The sequence below is a fragment of the Rhizobium sp. 01N424 genome (assembly GCF_056399485.1).
Map to the genome: position 1 here is coordinate 155,085 of NZ_JBFTRK010000004.1, position 15,852 is coordinate 170,936.

The 15,852-nt window shown below is 61.8% G+C and carries 15 protein-coding genes; 8 read left to right on the plus strand and 7 right to left on the minus strand.

Annotated elements, in window-relative coordinates; translation table 11 throughout:
• The gene (locus AC1DNK_RS13535; RefSeq protein WP_112514508.1) at positions 1 to 843 is read left to right on the plus strand and encodes an ABC transporter permease subunit; all 843 of its coding nucleotides are present in this window, start codon (positions 1 to 3) and stop codon (positions 841 to 843) included.
• Here the strand turns inward: AC1DNK_RS13535 and AC1DNK_RS13540 are convergent.
• Together AC1DNK_RS13540 and AC1DNK_RS13545 are read right to left on the minus strand one after the other, a co-directional pair.
• Entirely contained in the window at positions 840 to 2,201 is a 1,362-nt protein-coding gene (locus tag AC1DNK_RS13540) for an APC family permease (RefSeq protein WP_477941571.1), read from the minus strand. The genes AC1DNK_RS13535 and AC1DNK_RS13540 overlap by 4 nt on opposite strands.
• Before the next feature lie 147 nt (positions 2,202 to 2,348).
• Entirely contained in the window at positions 2,349 to 3,062 is a 714-nt protein-coding gene (locus tag AC1DNK_RS13545) for a GntR family transcriptional regulator (RefSeq protein WP_112388683.1), read from the minus strand.
• A 268-nt stretch (positions 3,063 to 3,330) separates the two neighbouring features.
• Here AC1DNK_RS13545 and AC1DNK_RS13550 point away from each other — a divergent pair, with 268 nt between their 5' ends.
• The 7 genes from AC1DNK_RS13550 (at position 3,331) to AC1DNK_RS13580 (ending at position 11,713) form a co-directional block, all read left to right on the plus strand.
• Positions 3,331 to 4,413 carry an ABC transporter ATP-binding protein gene (locus AC1DNK_RS13550; RefSeq protein WP_477941809.1) on the plus strand — a complete coding sequence of 361 codons (1,083 nt, stop codon included), beginning with the start codon at positions 3,331 to 3,333 and terminating at the stop codon, positions 4,411 to 4,413.
• Positions 4,414 to 4,442: 29 nt separating this feature from the next.
• Positions 4,443 to 5,741 (plus strand): ABC transporter substrate-binding protein, encoded by a 1,299-nt coding sequence (locus tag AC1DNK_RS13555; protein WP_442208522.1) that lies wholly within the window; start codon positions 4,443 to 4,445, stop codon positions 5,739 to 5,741.
• Positions 5,742 to 5,899: 158 nt separating this feature from the next.
• Positions 5,900 to 6,814 carry an ABC transporter permease gene (locus tag AC1DNK_RS13560; protein ID WP_477941572.1) on the plus strand — a complete coding sequence of 305 codons (915 nt, stop codon included), beginning with the start codon at positions 5,900 to 5,902 and terminating at the stop codon, positions 6,812 to 6,814.
• 1 nt (position 6,815) lies between these two features.
• Positions 6,816 to 7,637: an ABC transporter permease gene (locus AC1DNK_RS13565; RefSeq protein WP_112514511.1), complete on the plus strand. Its 822-nt coding sequence runs from the start codon at positions 6,816 to 6,818 to the stop codon at positions 7,635 to 7,637.
• Position 7,638: 1 nt separating this feature from the next.
• Entirely contained in the window at positions 7,639 to 8,373 is a 735-nt protein-coding gene (locus AC1DNK_RS13570; RefSeq protein WP_477941574.1) for an aspartate/glutamate racemase family protein, read from the plus strand.
• 109 nt (positions 8,374 to 8,482) lie between these two features.
• Positions 8,483 to 10,927 (plus strand): glucan 1,4-alpha-glucosidase, encoded by a 2,445-nt coding sequence (locus AC1DNK_RS13575; protein ID WP_477941575.1) that lies wholly within the window; start codon positions 8,483 to 8,485, stop codon positions 10,925 to 10,927.
• Between the two features lie 63 nt (positions 10,928 to 10,990).
• Positions 10,991 to 11,713 (plus strand): ROK family protein, encoded by a 723-nt coding sequence (locus AC1DNK_RS13580; RefSeq protein WP_477941576.1) that lies wholly within the window; start codon positions 10,991 to 10,993, stop codon positions 11,711 to 11,713.
• Positions 11,714 to 11,778: 65 nt separating this feature from the next.
• Here the strand turns inward: AC1DNK_RS13580 and AC1DNK_RS13585 are convergent, their stop codons facing one another.
• The 5 genes from AC1DNK_RS13585 to AC1DNK_RS13605 are packed head-to-tail and all read right to left on the minus strand — an operon-like array spanning position 11,779 to position 15,850.
• Positions 11,779 to 12,162, minus strand: coding sequence for a hypothetical protein (locus tag AC1DNK_RS13585; protein ID WP_477941577.1), 384 nt, complete (start codon positions 12,160 to 12,162; stop codon positions 11,779 to 11,781).
• 18 nt (positions 12,163 to 12,180) lie between these two features.
• On the minus strand, positions 12,181 to 12,654 hold the full coding sequence (locus AC1DNK_RS13590) for a hypothetical protein (RefSeq protein ID WP_112597170.1): 474 nt from the start codon (positions 12,652 to 12,654) through the stop codon (positions 12,181 to 12,183).
• Positions 12,655 to 12,675: 21 nt separating this feature from the next.
• Positions 12,676 to 13,884, minus strand: coding sequence for a gluzincin family metallopeptidase (locus AC1DNK_RS13595; RefSeq protein ID WP_477941579.1), 1,209 nt, complete (start codon positions 13,882 to 13,884; stop codon positions 12,676 to 12,678).
• A gap of 48 nt (positions 13,885 to 13,932) precedes the next feature.
• Entirely contained in the window at positions 13,933 to 14,706 is a 774-nt protein-coding gene (locus AC1DNK_RS13600) for a TfuA-like protein (RefSeq protein WP_477941580.1), read from the minus strand.
• Entirely contained in the window at positions 14,693 to 15,850 is a 1,158-nt protein-coding gene (locus AC1DNK_RS13605) for a YcaO-like family protein (RefSeq protein ID WP_477941581.1), read from the minus strand. The genes AC1DNK_RS13600 and AC1DNK_RS13605 overlap by 14 nt, the downstream gene beginning before the upstream one ends.
• Positions 15,851 to 15,852 lie beyond the last annotated feature (2 nt).

Genomic DNA, 15,852 nt, shown 5'->3' on the forward strand with positions numbered 1-15,852 from the left:
ATGATCCGTGACCAGGGCCTCACATCGAAAATCTGGCGCTTCGCCGTCTGGGCCGTTGCAGGACTTTTCATCCTCAACCTCTTGGCCGTCATCGCCGTCGTCATCATCAATTCCTTCTCGACGCGCTGGCTCGGCACCTGGCTGCCGGCCGGCTGGACGACGCGCTGGTATTTCAGCGCCTGGAAGGAATTCCAGCTGTCGAGCGTCGTGCTAGTCACCTTCCAGATCGTCTTCACGGTCACGGTGATCTCGGGCATTCTCGGGGTGCTGACGGCCTATGCGCTGGCCCGTCGCGACTTCCCCGGCAAGAAGCTGATCGTTCTGCTCTTCCTGCTGCCGCTGCTGATCCCGCCTTTGACCTACGGCATTCCGCTTGCGACCGTGCTCTATCAGCTCGGCCTCGGCGGTACGTTCTGGGGCGTCGTGCTGATCAACCTCGTGCCGTCTTTCCCCTTCGTCGTGCTGGTGATGATCCCGTTCATCGAACAGATCGATCCGCGCATCGAAGCAGCGGCCCGGGTGTTCGGGGCGGGGACCACGAGCCTCTTCATCCGCATCCTGCTGCCGCTGCTTCTGCCCGGCATGCTGGCGGCGCTGCTTCTGGTTCTGGTTCGCACCATCGCGATGTTCGAGCTGACCTTCCTGATCTCGGGGCCGACGACGCAGACGCTGGTCGTCTCGCTCTATTACGCAGTGTTTGCCTCCGGCGTTCGTGCCGCGCAGTCGATCGATGCGATGGCGGTGATCTACATGATCACGACGCTCTTCTGGCTCATCATCGCCCTGCAGTTCGTCAATCCGACGCAGATCGTCGCCCGCGCCAAGCAACAGTCGTCGCATTAGGCATTCTGGTTCGCGCTTCGCATGAAGCCGATCGTCGCGAACCAGAGGACCACACCGATGCCGATCAGGCAGGCGGCGATCACGTACTGGACCGGATCACGGCCGGTCCAGGGGCCGACGAGGAACAGGCAGGTCGCCGCGCCGAGGACCGGCACGATGGTCGGCGTGCGGAAATGCGGGTGATCGACCTTGTCGCGGCGTAGCACCAGCACGGCGATATTGACGACGGCAAAGACGCCGAGCAGCAGCAGAGCCGTGGTTCCGCCGAGCGCCGGCACGCCGCCGGCAAACAGGATCAGGCCGACGGCCAGCAGTGACGTAAAGCCAATGGCGATATAGGGCGTCTGGCGCGCGGCATGAACCTTGCCGAGAGCGGCCGGAAGGACCTCTTCGCGGCTCATACCGTAGATCAGCCGGCTCGCCATCATCATGTTGATCAGCGCCGAATTGGCGACGGCGAACATGGTGATGATGCCGAAAATACCGATCGGGAAGTTCGGCGCGCCCGCCTGCACCACCTTCAGCAGTGGCGTCTCGCCTTCACCGAGCTCGGCCGCAGGCACCAGCGTGATCGCCGAGATGGCAACCAGCACGTAGATAACGCCTGTGATCAACAGGCCGCCGAGCAGCACCTTCGGGAAGATCCGGCTCGGCTCCTTGCATTCCTCGGCCATGTTGACGGAATCCTCGAAGCCGACCATGGCGAAGAAGGCGAGCGTCGTGGCGGCGATGACCGACCAGAACACGCCGTGCTCGCTGCTCGGCTGAAAGGTCCAGGCGCGTGATACGTCGCCCTCACCACCGGCAATCGCCCAGAATCCGATGCCGATAATGATCAGCAGGCCGGTCAGTTCGACCATCGTCAGGACAACGTTGAGCTTCACGCTTTCGCCGACGCCGCGGAAGTTGATGGCGGCGATTAGGGCGATGAAGGCGACGGCAATAAAGGTGACGCCATAGTCGCCGAATTCAAAGCCGAAGGCCTCGGAAAAATTGGCGGCAAAGGCGCGCGATGCTGTCGATGCCGAGGTGATGCCAGAGGACATGACGGCAAAGGCGATCAGGAATGTCAGGAAGTGGACGCCGAAGGCCTTGTGCGTGTAGAGCGCCGCGCCGGCCGCCCGCGGATATTTCGTCACCAGCTCGAGATAGCTGAGCGCCGTCAGCAGCGCCACCACAAAAGCAATCAGGAAAGGCAGCCAGACGACCCCGCCGACTTCGGCTGCGACCTGGCCGGTCAGCGCGTAGATGCCGGTGCCGAGAATATCGCCGACGATGAAGAGCAGCAGCAGGCCCGGTCCCATCACCCGTTTCAGTTCCGGCTGCTCCGGCAAGCTTTTCAACGGCGCTCCGCTCATCAGTTGCTCCTCGTCATCCCCGCCGCAAGCGGCTCCTCTTTTTGGAACTAGAGCGGGAATTCCGGAAGAAAAGCAGGGATTTGCTCGGGGAGCGTGCTGCATCCGCCCGGCCGGGTAGAGCGACCGACGGCGCCGAAGGGCGTTTGGCTAGATCGAAAAAGCTTCCTTCAGGCCGAAGCTCTTGCGCTCGCGAAGATCGAGGTCGGCCTCGATATGGGAGATGTGATGCACCATCAGATGGCAGGCACGGTCGAGATCGCCGGCCTCGATGGCGGTGACGATGTCGCCATGCTCGGAATGGCCGCAGCTGGAAACGGCGGACTGGCCGTAGAGGGCGATGACCAGGGATGAGCGGGCCACCAGCTCTTCCATGAAGCGCTGCATGATGGCGTTGCCCGATATCGATGCCAGCGTCAGGTGGAAGTCGCCGGAAGCCTTGATTTCGGCCCGGCGCGCTGTCTGTCCGCGCTCGCTGATCAGGCGTCCTTCTTCCTGCAGCAGCTGGCGGAGGTGCTGGATCTGCGATGGCGTGATGCGGGCGGCTGCCTCGCGCAGGATGCCCGGTTCGACGAGACGGCGGGCCGCGAAGATCTGCTTCGCTTCATCTGGCGAGGGATAGGCAACGAAGGCGCCGCGGTTCTTCTCGACGCTGACAAGGCCCTCGTAAGAGAGCGCCTGAAGCGCGGCACGGGCCAGCGTGCGGCTGACATTGAAGAGATTGCCGACATCGGCTTCCGACAGTTTCGTTCCGGGCGCGAGCCGGCGTTCGACGATCGCGTCGCGGATTGCATCGCGGATCTGCTGGGTGCCGGTGTCGGCTGAATCGTCTGCCTGCAAAAGCGCGTTGGCTGAAGGAGTCATGAAACGGGTACCTGATTGCAGCCGCAATGATAGCCAGCTTTGCATCAGAAGTTAAACAAATTTTGCGCGCAAAATGGCGCTCAAATCGTATACGATCTAATGCGTAAATTGCAGACGAAAGCCTATTTACTGTGCAAAGTTTTCGCTGCCTCTAATTTGCGCTTAAACCAGTCTAATCCTGTTTTCCGTTGAATCCCATGGCTTTGACGCAGTGCAGCAGAAACTGGCACGGCAGATGCATTGTCTTACTCGAACAGGGGAAGACATGATGTCGAAAGCGGCAGAGATCGATATTGCATCCGTTTCCAAGGTCTATGGCAGCACGACCGCCGTGCATGCCATCAGCCTCAAGATCCCGGCGGGATCCTACTGCTGCTTCCTCGGCCCATCCGGCTGCGGCAAGACCTCGACATTGCGGATGATCGCCGGTCACGAGAGCATCTCTTCGGGAGACGTCCGCCTCGGCAATACCGTCGTTACCGATTTTCCGCCCGCCAAGCGCGGCACGGCGATGATGTTTCAGTCCTACGCACTGTTTCCGCATCTCGACCTGATCGACAACGTCGCCTTCAGCCTGAAGATGAAGGGCGTCGAGAAGGACGAGCGCCGGGCCAAGGCGCTCGAGATGCTGAAGCTGATGCAGATGGAGGCCTATGCGACGCGCCGCCCGGCGCAGCTCTCCGGTGGCCAGCAGCAGCGCGTGGCGCTGGCCCGCGCGCTGATCACCGATCCGGAAGCGCTGCTGCTCGACGAGCCGTTGTCGGCGCTCGACCCGTTTCTGAAGATCCGCATGCGCGCTGAACTCAAGAAGCTGCAGAAGACGCTCGGCATCACCTTCGTGCATGTGACGCACAGCCAGGAAGAGGCGATGGCGCTCGCCGATGTGATCGTCATCATGAACGACGGCAAGATCGAGCAGGCGGCGTCTCCGCGCGAGGTCTTCGAGCGTCCGGCGACGGCTTTCGTCGCCCGCTTCATGGGCGACCACAATGTTCTCTCGGGCCGCGTGACCTCCGTCAAGGACGACATGCTGGTGCTCGAGGCGCCGGAAGGACAGACCTTCTCGGTGCGCGGCGACGGCAGGCTTGTGGGCGAAGCCGTCGATATCGGCATCCGTACCGATCGCGTCCGTCTTGAGGCGGCCAGCGACAAGACGCTCGGCTTCGGCGGCGTCGTTTCCAACATCGAATATCGCGGCGCGACGGTGAAACTCACCGTCATCGGTGCGGGCAGTGACGACTTCACGGTCATCGCGAGCGACGGCGATTATTTCGCCAAACCCGTATCGGTCGGCGATGCGGTGTCTCTGAGTTGGGCCCTCGAGGACGCCGTCCTCCTTGGCCGTGCATGAACCTTGCCATCAAAAAAAGGGGAACTGACATGACGACTGAAAAGACGACAACCAAGACGGAGACCGGGATTTCCCGCCGTTCGCTTCTGAAGACCGGCGCTGCGGCGATCGGTGCTGCCGCAGGCTCCGGCCTGATCACCGGCTTCCCGACGATCTGGGCGCAGTCCAACATCACGCTACGCCAGTTCGGTACCGGCGTTTCGAACCTCAACGACATCGCCGAGAAGTGCAAGGCCGATCTCGGCATCACGCTGGAGATGACGGCGACCGATTCCGACGCCGCGGCGCAGCGCGCCGTCACCCAGCCTGACAGCTATGACATCGCCGATATCGAATACTGGATCCTGAAGAAGGTCTATCCGACCGGCGTCATCCAGCCGATGGAAACCAAGAAGCTGAAATATTACGACCAGGTCGTGCCGCTCTTCAAGACCGGCAAGCTGAAGGCCGACAGCGTCATCGCACAGGGCACGGCGCCGCACACCGTCGGCTATGTCGAGGCCAAGGATGCGAAGACCTTCGCCAAGAGCGAGACCGAATTCTTCACGATGATGCCGACGATCTACAATGCCGACACGCTCGGCATCCGCCCCGATCTCGTCGGCCGTGACATCACCAGCTGGGCCGACATCCTCGATCCTGCTTTCAAGGGCAAGACCTCGATCCTCAACATTCCGTCGATCGGCATCATGGATGCCGCGATGATCATGGAAGCCGCCGGCAACATCAAATATGCCGATAAGGGCAACATGACCAAGGAAGAGATCGACAAGACGATCGATTTCCTGATCAAGACCAAGGGCGACGGCCAGTTCCGCGCCTTCTGGAAGAGCTTCGACGAGTCCGTCAACCTGATGGCATCGGGCGAAGTGGTCATCCAGTCCATGTGGTCGCCGGCCGTCGCCGCCGTCCGCTCGAAGGGCATCGCCTGCAAGTTCCAGCCGCTCAAGGAAGGCTACCGCTCGTGGGGCGGCGGTCTCGGCCTCGCCTCGCATCTGAAGGGCAAGGAACTCGACGCCGCCTACGAATACATCAACTGGTACACGTCCGGTTGGGTCGGCGGCTACCTCAACCGCCAGGGCTACTATTCCGCCTGCATGGACACCGCCAAGAAGTTCATGTCGGAAGACGAATGGGGCTACTGGATCGAGGGCAAGGCTGCAAAGGGCGACATCAAGGGCCCGGATGGCAAGGTCATGGAAAAGGCCGGTGCGGTGCGCGATGGCGGCTCCTTCGAGGAGCGCATGGGGCACGTCGCCTGCTGGAACTCGGTCATGGACGAGGACCGCTACATGGTCCGCCGCTGGAACGAGTTCATCGCTGCCTAAGGTGCATGCGGCTTTCCCCTCCCCAACCCTCCCCACAAGGGGGAGGGAGTTTGGCGAGGTCGCAGCGGAACTTCTCCTCCCCCATGTGGGGAGGGTCGGGGAGGGGTCTTCGGATCCCTCGCCCTCTCCATCCAACGTGAAGCCCGAGGGAATGGCCGATGGCGACGATCGCTTCTGTAGAGACAAACGAGAAAATCGGCCGCGTCCGCAGCGCCGGCTTCCGTCTTCCGCTTGCCGCCATCTCCTATCTCCAGGCGGTGCCACTCTTCATCATCCTCGGCATCTTCTTCATCCTGCCGATCGCCATGATCGGTGTCGTCAGCTTCTGGGACTACGACTTCGCCGGGCTCTATCCGGCCTTCCTGACCATGAACTACACCGATACGCTCGGCTCATGGGTCACCTGGAAGACCTATCTCAACACCCTCAAATTCACCGTCATCGTCTGGGCGCTGACGCTCTTCATCGGCTTCTGGGTCGCCTATTTCCTGGCCTTCCACATCCGCAAGACCTCGACGCAGATGATCCTCTTCCTTGTCTGCACCGTGCCGTTCATGACCTCCAACATCATCCGAATGATCTCGTGGATCCCGGTGCTCGGCCGCAACGGCCTCGTCAATTCCGCGCTCGTCTCCGCCGGCATCGTGCCGCAGCCGATCGAGTGGCTGCTCTATTCCGATTTCGCCGTGGTGCTTGCCATGGTCCATCTCTACACGCTGTTCATGGTGACCCCGATCTTCAACACGCTGATGCGCATCGACCGCTCGCTGTTCGAGGCGGCGCGCGATGCCGGCGCCTCCGGCTGGCAGGTCCTCTGGAACGTCGTCATTCCGCTGGCCAAGCCAGGCATCGCCATCGGCTCGATCTTCGTGGTGACGCTCGTCATGGCCGATTTCTCGACCGTTCAGGTCATGTCCGGCGGCCAGAGCGCCTCGGTGGCGCTGATGATGAAGAACCAGATGTCGCTGCTGCAATATCCGGCCGCTGCCGCAAACGCCGTCGTCCTGCTGGTCGTCGTGCTCTTGATGGTCGCCGCGATCCTGCGCGTCGTCGATATCCGCAAGGAGCTTTGAGATGAACGGTGATAGACGCGGCCTCGAATTCTACGCGCTGACGGCATTCTTCATCGTCTTCGTGCTTTTCCTCTACGGGCCGCTCTCGGCGATCCTGATCCTCTCCTTCCAGGGGCCGGACGGCGGCCTGACCTTCCCGCTGAACGGCGTTTCGCTGCACTGGTTCGCCAATCTGTTCGAGAAGCAGGCGGTCGGCGATTTCGGAGCGTCGTTCAAGCGCTCCTTCACGCTCGGCCTCATGGTGATGATCGTCACGGTGGTCGTCTCGCTGCTGGCGGGCCTTGCCTTCCGCAGAAAATTCCGCGGCGCGACGGCGCTGTTCTACGCAACGGTCGCCAGCCTCGTGGTACCGTCCATCATCATCTCGCTCGGCATCGGCGTGGTCTTCCAGCAGAGCGGCCTGAAGCCCGCCTGGTATTCCTCGGCCTTCGGCGCCCATCTCACCTGGACGCTGCCCTTCGGCGTGCTGATCATGTTTGCCGTCTTCAACCGCTTCTCGCCGGCTTACGAAGAAGCAGCGCGCGATCTCGGCGCTACATCCTGGCAGACCTTCCGCCATGTGGTTCTGCCGATGATCCTGCCGAGCCTGATCGGCGTCGGCCTGTTCGGTTTCACGCTCTCCTATGACGAATTCGCCCGCACGCTGATGACGTCGGGCAGCTACAACACGCTGCCGCTCGAAATCTACGGGATGACCACCAATGTCACGACGCCGGTGCTCTATGCGCTGGGCACGGTCACCACGGTCTTCTCCTTCACCATCATCCTCGGCACGCTCGGCATCATGATGATGCTTGGCCGCCGGCAGGCAAAGATCAGGTAACATGCGCATACTATTGGTAAACCCGAATACCACGGCCTCGATGACAGAGAAGGCCGCGGTTGCAGCCCGCGCGGTCGCTGCTGCAGGCACGGAGATCATCACCGCGACGTCGCGCATGGGGCCCGTTTCGATCGAGGGCCACTATGACGGCGCCATGGCGCTGCCGGGGCTGCTCGCGGAGCTGAAGGACAGGCAGGCGGAAGGCTATGATGTGGCCATCATCGCCTGCTTCGACGATACCGGGCTGGAGGCGGCTCGCAGCTTCTGCGACGTCCCGGTGCTCGGCCTTTGCGAATCCGCTGTTGCCACCGCCGGTTTTCTGGCCCAGCGCTTCACTGTGGTCACCACGCTGGAGCGTTCGCGGGTGCTGATCGACAATCTGGTTCGCCGCTATGGCATGGGTGACCGTGCCAGGGTGCGGGCCTCCGACATTCCGGTGCTCGAACTGGAGAACGAGGCATCCGGGGCGATCGGCAAGCTGCGGGCCGAGATTGAACGCGCCCTTGTAGAGGACGGCGCCGAGGCGATCGTGCTTGGCTGCGCCGGCATGACCGATCTCGCCCGCGAGCTGCAGGCGCATTACGGCGTGCCCGTCGTCGATGGCGTCGCGGCTGCGGTCAAGCAGGCGGAGGCGCTGGTATCGCTTGGTTTGTCGACCAGCAAGCGCGGCTCCTATGCCTCACCGCTTCCCAAACCCTATCTCGGCGCCATGAGCCAATTCGCTCCTGCCGGCTGACATTCGCCGCGTCACCTTGCCGCCATCACGGCTTCGCCGTTCACTCTGTCCTCGACAGGTTCCGTTTCAGGTGCTTTGCTGAGCCTGCACTTGCGCGTCCTTTCCCGGGATGCGGAGCGGTTCTCGCATAAGGCGCGAACGGAGGATCAGACCATTGACGCAGCCGACCACGCCGCCGGGGGCACCCGGAATTCTGCCGCGCTGGACATCGAGCGACAAGTCCGCCGTCGGGCGCGCGCCCGGGGAAGCCGGTCAGGTCTGGTTCACCGCCAGCCACGGTATCCTCAACGAGGTCTACGCGCCGCGGCTCGATCAGGCGAGCATCCGCGATTTCGGCTTCGCCGTCACTGCAAAGGACTATTTCTCAGAGGAAAAGCGTGACGCCGATCATGTCGTCGAGACGCTGGAGGACGGCGTTCCGGCATTCCGGCTGATCAACACGGCGAAGGACGGGCGCTACCGGATCACCAAGACGATCCTCTCGGATCCAGACCGCGAAGTCGTGCTGCAGGAGATCCAGTTCGAGGCACTGATTGGGACGCTCTCCGACTACCAGCTTCATGCAATCATATCGCCGCATCTCGTCAATGGCGGCGCCAACAACACCGGCTGGTACGACGATTTCAAGGGGCATCCGATGCTCTTTGCCTATGGCACCGGCCGGTCGCTGGCCGTTGCCTCGTCGGTGCCGTGGCTTGCCCGTTCAGCCGGTTTCGTCGGCTTTTCCGATGCCTGGCAGACATTGTCGCGCGGCGAGGGGCTGCGGCAGGAGTATCAACGCGCCGAAGACGGCAATGTGGCGCTCGGCGGCACGCTCGATCTGTCGCAGACCGGGGGCCGGGCGCTGATCGCGCTCGGCTTCGGAACGCAGCCGGAAGAGGCGGCGTTCCGGGTGTTGCTCAGCCTGCAGCAGGGCCTTGAGCCTGCACTCAAAGCCTACAAGGCCGGATGGCGCACATGGCAGAGCGGGCTGCTTCCCCTCGATGAGCCGCATGATCCGCGCGACCTCAACCGCTACCGCGTCAGCACCGCGGTTCTGGCGACGCATCGTGACGACGCTTCCGGTGCGATCATCGCCAGCCTCTCCATCCCCTGGGGTTCGTCGAAAGGCGACGACGATCTTGGCGGCTATCATCTTGTCTGGACGCGCGATCTTGTCGAAACGGCAGGCGGGCTGCTCGCAGCCGGCGCGCATGCCGATGCGCTCGAGGTTCTCGACTATCTGGTCGCGACCCAGGAGGCTGACGGCCATTGGGTGCAGAATTCCTGGCTCGACGGGCGGCCCTACTGGAAGGGCATCCAGATGGACGAGACCGCCTTTCCCATCCTGCTCTACGACATGCTGCTCAGAGCCAAGGTTATCGGGCCATCCGATGCCGGGCGCTATCAGGGCATGGTCAGGGCCGCGGCGCGCTACGTCGTCCGCAACGGTCCGGCAACCCAGCAGGACCGGTGGGAGGAAGATGGCGGCTTCTCGCCTTTCACGCTCGCGGTCGAGATCGCCGGGCTGCTGGCCGCTGCGGACGCCATGGACGCTGCATCGGACCGCGATCTGGCGCGCTATCTGAGGGAAGTCGCAGACAGCTGGAACGAGCAGATCGAAAGCTGGACGTATGCGAGGAACACGGCGCTGTCGCAAAGCCTCGGCATCGACGGTTACTACATGCGGATCGGCAGTTTCACCGGCGAAGGCCATGCGCGATCACCGGCACTGGTGCCGATCAAGAACCGCGACAATGCCGGGATGACGCTGGAATCCGGCCTGCTCGTCAGCCCCGATGCGCTGGCGCTGGTGCGTTTCGGTTTGCGGGCGGCGGACGATCCGCGGATCGTCAACACGGTCAAGGCGATCGACTCGCTGCTAAAGCGCGATCTTCCCGCCGGGCCCTACTGGTATCGCTATAACGAGGATGGCTACGGTGAGAAGGAAGACGGCTCGCCGTTTGATGGCGCGGGTATCGGCCGCCTCTGGCCGCTTCTGACAGGCGAGCGGGCGCATTTCGAAATTGCGGCCGGAAGAAAAGATGAGGCGGCGCGGTTGCTCGCAACGCTGGAAGCATCGGCAAGCGATGGCGGATTGCTGCCGGAGCAGATCTGGGACGAGGCGGACATTGCCGACAAGGAGCTATTCCTCGGCCGTCCCTCGGGAAGCGCCATGCCGCTCGTCTGGGCGCATGCCGAACATATCAAGCTGTTGCGATCGCTGAAGGATGGGGCGGTGTTCGACATGCCGCCGCAGACGCTGAAGCGCTATGTGCAGGGCAAGCCGGCACCGGCGCCGTGGGTCTGGCGAACGAATTCGACGACCGACTATGTGCCGTCGGGCCGGTTGCTGCGCTTCGAACTGTTCGAGCCGGCCTTGATCCATTGGTCTGCCGATGGCTGGAAAACGACGCAGGATATCGATACGGCCGATAGTTTGATGGGCACCCACCTCGCCGACGTGCCGACCGCCGGTTTCCCGGCGGGATCGGCGATCTCCTTCACGATTTTCTGGAAGGACCGGAACAGCTGGGAGGGCCGTGATTTCAAGATCGAGGTCACCACGCACTAGCCCGAATGCTAAACGCACCGCACCTTTTCAAACCAACTCCGTCGGAAGAAGCAGGATTTCCTCATGGACACGCCCAACAATGCTGCCGAAACGCCTCAGACCGCACAAACGGTGCTCGCCGTCGATCTCGGCGGCTCACATGTGAAGGTCCACCTGAGCACCGGCGGCGAAAAACGCGCGGTCGTTTCGGGGCCTGATATGTCGCCCGACAAGATGGTGAAGGCCGTGCGCGAGATGGCGGAGGGCTGGAATTACGATGTCATCGGCATGGGCTATCCCGGTCCTGTCTCGGACAACAAGCCTTCGCTTGACCCGCACAATCTTGCGGCCGGATGGAAGGACTACGATTTCGAAAAGGCCTTTGGCAAGCCGCTGAAGCTGGTCAACGACGCCCTCATGCAGGCGATCGGCAGCTACGAGGGCGGGCGCATGCTGTTTCTCGGGTTGGGCACCGGGCTGGGCGCGGCGATGGTCGCCGACAGCGTCTGTCTGCCGATGGAACTGGCGCATCTTCCCTACAAAAAGAAAAAGACCTTCGAGGACTATGTCGGCCTCCGCGGCCTTGAGGCGGACGGAAAGGCCAAATGGCGGAAGTCCGTGGCCGATGTCGCCGAGCGGCTGAAGGCTGCGCTGCAGCCGGATTACATCGTCATCGGCGGCGGCAATGTCGACAAGATCAAGGGCCTGCCGGACGGCTGCCGCCGCGGCGACAACGAAAACGCCTTCAAAGGGGGCTTCCGGATTTGGCAGGATTCGGCCTTGAAGCTCCGCAGTAGTCTGGTGTGAACTGGGAGCGCTGGGCACCTCGTCAGTGCGGCACGGTTGGTGCTGCGTTCAGTCACGCAACTGCACTATCGCCCGCCACCGCCAAGTCTTTGCTCCAGCCGAACGACCGCCGCATCGAGATCGTCAAGTCTGGCTCCGGCGATCACGGCCGGTTTGGGATATTTGATTTCGCCGTTGGGTGCGCTCTCGGCAGGTATCTGGTACACGGCAATGTCTTCCACAATCTTGCCCGAGCCCTTCTTCTTTTTTGTGCTCTCGATGAAGATCTGTGTGGTGCCATCGTAAAGCGTCACCGAGATCTTGAAGGAAAAGCCTGATTTTACCGGCAGGTCTTCGACAGGGACTCTGCCTTTGCCGGTGGTGACGACATACGGAACGTGCCCATCGCTGACGGTAACAGTGTCGAAATTCTCGGTGAAAATGACTATCACTTCGCAAGGCATTTTCATGTCCTCTCATGGTTTCCGCTAGTCGTTGCTCAAGCGCCCACCGCGGTGCGCCATCCTGAGCGTGATCGCATAGGAACTCGGAGATCTTTTTCCCGGAAGTTGAGCGTCAAGGATGAGTTCCTGCGCATCGCCGAGCGCCGTGGAGACTTCCAGAAGTTTCGTAGACGCGGTAATCCGCCACATCTTGTAACCCAGCCCGTCGAAGCCACAGCCAACGGCAGGTTCTGCATTCGGGCCAGTGATGATGAATATTCTGGTCGTATCCAGCCTGTAGCAGTGGCCTTCAAAAGCGTATCCGTAGGTAAGAACGGTGAAGCCGGTGATCCCGACCTTGCTGTCGAGTTTGATTTGCAGATCCGCGTTGCCGCCAAGCCCCGCGTCCATATGGGCAATGTGTTTGCCGTCGTTCAGATCCACGCCGTAGAGGATAATCTCGTTCGCGCTATACTGGGATCCAGCCAATGGCGGTGCTGGAATGCTCTCATATGTCATCGATGCGTCCCCCTCAGGTTTTCAAAGGATTTCACGCCACCTCATGCAATCTTCCAGTTGGTCGATATAGGCGGAGCCGCGGCCCCGCCATGCGGTCTCGAGGAATGCCATGGCAGCATTTTGGAATGTCACGCTGTCGGGTTCGAGATCGTGCCACGAGCCGAGCAGAGCCTCGCCGATGATGTCGCGAGCCTCCTGCAGGGCGGCTTTGGTGGCAAAATGGCTCAGATCGGCGGATCGCCTTGAGTTGCGCAGCGCTTCTTCGATCAGAGCCGGCGCCATCTGCTGGCGAAGGTCGCTGTAGCGCCGCGGATCGATTCTCGACAATCCGCGCTCGAAAAGCAGCGATTGATAGACCTCGATCAGACAGTCGAAAATGCCGGCGGCAAACGGTTTCGACCTGTCGTGCACTTCGCTGCTGACATCGCTGAGGCGAAGCGCGTTGTTGAAGGATCGCAGCTGCTTTTCGGCGCTGAGTTCAGCGAAACGGTCTAGCTCGTTGTGCACGAGCAGGTTTCCGCCGGTCCGGCGCAGCAGGCGATCGACCGCCGTATCAAATTGCAGCAGGCCGAGCAGTGATACCAGGTCGGCGACCGCTTCATGATAGGAGAAGAAATCGCTGCCACGCCCGTCGCCCTGGAGAATGCCGAGTGCGCTGAGCAGCACAAGATGCCCCATCTCATGGGCAACGGCGTCGAAATTCAGCGCGAAGCAGGATGCCGCGGTTTCCGGTTGTTCTTCTCCCAATTCCAGGAAGCCGAAGCCGGATTGTGCGTTTTCCCAGTGCGCGATGCGCGGGACGATCTCTAGCCGCTCAAGCGTCGGCTCGAAGAACCAGCCGATGGCATGCCCGGCATAACTCTCGCAGATATCGAGAACGCGGCGGGCACAGGCGTAGCTGTGCGTCGAGAGAAATTGCGGTGAATCCGGACCGATGTGATCGAAATGTCCGTCGGGTCCAGGCTCAACCGGTGGCCGCAGAAGCCCAGGATAGGGAGGAATATCCGGCGCCAGATACGGGATCTTCTCCTCGGCCGGGCTGACTACATACATGCGCTTGTCGGAAGGCCCCGCGAGAACGGGACCGGCGGACGGGCCGATCCACACGACTTCGGGCTTCTCATATCCAGGGATGTAGGGAGGCTGCGGGAAAATGAGGAAACGTGTCCCCAATGGCTGCGCTACGGCCGCCAGATGATCTGCGCTCTTCGGGTGAGTAACGGCATCCAAGGCTGCCTCCGTCGCTTCTGTTCACAGCAAGCAACAGTCGGCTTTATATCAGAGAAACTGTAGTTTCGGCAAGAGATTATCGAGTAAGTTGCATGACTCCATATCGTAAGCGAAGGCTTCCGTAAGCTCAAAATGGCAATGAATGGGTGTTTTTAAACCTATTCTTCTCTGGTATTTCAAATAGTTCAGAAGAGAGATCGCGTCTGTCCTCTTCCGGCTGATCGCTCCGGTCTTCAGCCAATTCTTCAAGGGCGCTATTTCGCTTGTCAGCCCCAGACGGTTTTGTACGGCTGCGATGAGGCTTGCGAACGACCGGTTGCGGAAATGAAGCGTGCGCGCGACCGCTTCAAGCCGGAGCCGCAGGGATGCTTCTAGCACACCCTCCCGTTGAGCCTGCTTCAGCGCCAGCCTGATGTCTATCATGGCCTCACCCAGCCTTCGCGAACCAAGTTCGGCAGGTGCCATCGGCACGGCGACATCGGCATCGTCGGCAAGCGGAAATCGCCGGTACCAGCGATAGATCATGCCATGCCCGATCATGCCTTCGCCTGCCAGTTCGGCCGCGCGCAGCGCGCCAATACTGGCCGCGCCGTAGACGTGCACGCCTTTCGACATCGCCCACAGGATCTCCTGATGGCGCACGCCGGGCGCCTGCGCAAAGACGCCGTCGATGATCGCGATCGCTGCCGGAGCGTGCGTGATCACGGCTCTGATGATGTCGCCGCCGCCTGCCGGAGGTTCGTAGACTGCATCGAGATGTGTTTGCGCCTCGATCGCATCCAATGATGGGCCGAGGAATACAACGATATCAGCGCCCAACATCGGCCTCCGGGTTCGTCTGTAGCGGTGGCGTGATGACCCGGACCACATGAAGAGGGATCGTCTCATCCGCATGAAGGCTGACCAGGATGGCTGCTCTTGCACCGGCGTGCCGAAGGGCGCGCCCGATCCGCCGGAGCGGGCGATCTTGTTCAGGCCTGCCGGTTTCGGCAAAAGCGCTCCCGCCACGGGAAAGCTGCGCGCGCCACTCCCGGAGCTCTGATTCATCAGGATAGCGGTAGAGTTCAGCGCTGATATCGTCCCGTGCGGCGGAGATGACGCCAAGCCGCGACTGGCAGGCCTCGAGCAGGGCGGATGTCAGGGCCGCGTCGTCGGTAAGCGCGCATCCGAAGCCCTCTGCGGGTAACGGCGCGAATGGAGCTCTACCGGCGTCCTCCATCACATGACACCAATAGACAGGCAGATCGTGCGGCGCTGGAATTTTCCAGATGCCGGTGACGAAGCCTGTCTCAATCAAGCGCTGCAGAACTTCCGAAGCCTTGCCGGCTTGAACGGAGCGCGCGTTGACCTGATAGCGATCGAAGAAATGCGGCGTGGCCATCGCCTCGCATCGCGCGTGACGCTCAAGACATTCGAGGCAGGCATGTGCAATGGCGCCTTCGAGGCTGGTGCCCGCGGCAAGGCCCGTCGTGTCCCGGGGCATCCAGGCCGGATGCGGCGATGGAAAGGTATAGGCGGAATCGGCGAGGCCAAGCGGAACCGGCATTGCCTGTCCCGAAAACAGATCGACGCCATTGATCCAGGATAGTGCGGTGTCCTTTGTTCCTTGAAGATGGGTCCAAAATCCTTGAGGGTCCAGCGCCCCAAGCGTTCCCTCGAAAACGCGCGTGAGATCAATCCTTTCCGACGCCCAGCCTTCGAGAGCCTCCATCAGCCCCGAAATCGCCGCCAGTGGAACAGTCAACCCCTTGCCCTGGCTGACCGCGACGGAGAGCGAGCGCGGCCGCACCACCTGCACCACCGGGATGCCGATCCAGTCGAGTTCGGTCACCGAACCCAGCCTGGTGATCCCGTAGTCACGGTTTCGTTCAAGGATGCGCCGGACGGTCCCGGCGGGATCCGGCGGGGAGGGTATCTGCCCGTTCTCAAGCATGGCCGAAAACGCTTCGCCCGCGATCTCGTCCATGG

Bases quoted from the DNA above. Each gene is read 5' to 3' on its own strand.
- AC1DNK_RS13535 (WP_112514508.1), top strand. From the start codon at position 1: ATGATCCGTGACCAGGGCCTCACATCGAAAATCTGGCGCTTCGCCGTC.
- AC1DNK_RS13540 (WP_477941571.1), bottom strand. From the start codon at position 2,201: ATGAGCGGAGCGCCGTTGAAAAGCTTGCCGGAGCAGCCGGAACTGAAA.
- AC1DNK_RS13545 (WP_112388683.1), bottom strand. From the start codon at position 3,062: ATGACTCCTTCAGCCAACGCGCTTTTGCAGGCAGACGATTCAGCCGAC.
- AC1DNK_RS13550 (WP_477941809.1), top strand. From the start codon at position 3,331: ATGTCGAAAGCGGCAGAGATCGATATTGCATCCGTTTCCAAGGTCTAT.
- AC1DNK_RS13555 (WP_442208522.1), top strand. From the start codon at position 4,443: ATGACGACTGAAAAGACGACAACCAAGACGGAGACCGGGATTTCCCGC.
- AC1DNK_RS13560 (WP_477941572.1), top strand. From the start codon at position 5,900: ATGGCGACGATCGCTTCTGTAGAGACAAACGAGAAAATCGGCCGCGTC.
- AC1DNK_RS13565 (WP_112514511.1), top strand. From the start codon at position 6,816: ATGAACGGTGATAGACGCGGCCTCGAATTCTACGCGCTGACGGCATTC.
- AC1DNK_RS13570 (WP_477941574.1), top strand. From the start codon at position 7,639: ATGCGCATACTATTGGTAAACCCGAATACCACGGCCTCGATGACAGAG.
- AC1DNK_RS13575 (WP_477941575.1), top strand. From the start codon at position 8,483: ATGCGGAGCGGTTCTCGCATAAGGCGCGAACGGAGGATCAGACCATTG.
- AC1DNK_RS13580 (WP_477941576.1), top strand. From the start codon at position 10,991: ATGGACACGCCCAACAATGCTGCCGAAACGCCTCAGACCGCACAAACG.
- AC1DNK_RS13585 (WP_477941577.1), bottom strand. From the start codon at position 12,162: ATGAAAATGCCTTGCGAAGTGATAGTCATTTTCACCGAGAATTTCGAC.
- AC1DNK_RS13590 (WP_112597170.1), bottom strand. From the start codon at position 12,654: ATGACATATGAGAGCATTCCAGCACCGCCATTGGCTGGATCCCAGTAT.
- AC1DNK_RS13600 (WP_477941580.1), bottom strand. From the start codon at position 14,706: ATGTTGGGCGCTGATATCGTTGTATTCCTCGGCCCATCATTGGATGCG.
- AC1DNK_RS13605 (WP_477941581.1), bottom strand. From the start codon at position 15,850: ATGGACGAGATCGCGGGCGAAGCGTTTTCGGCCATGCTTGAGAACGGG.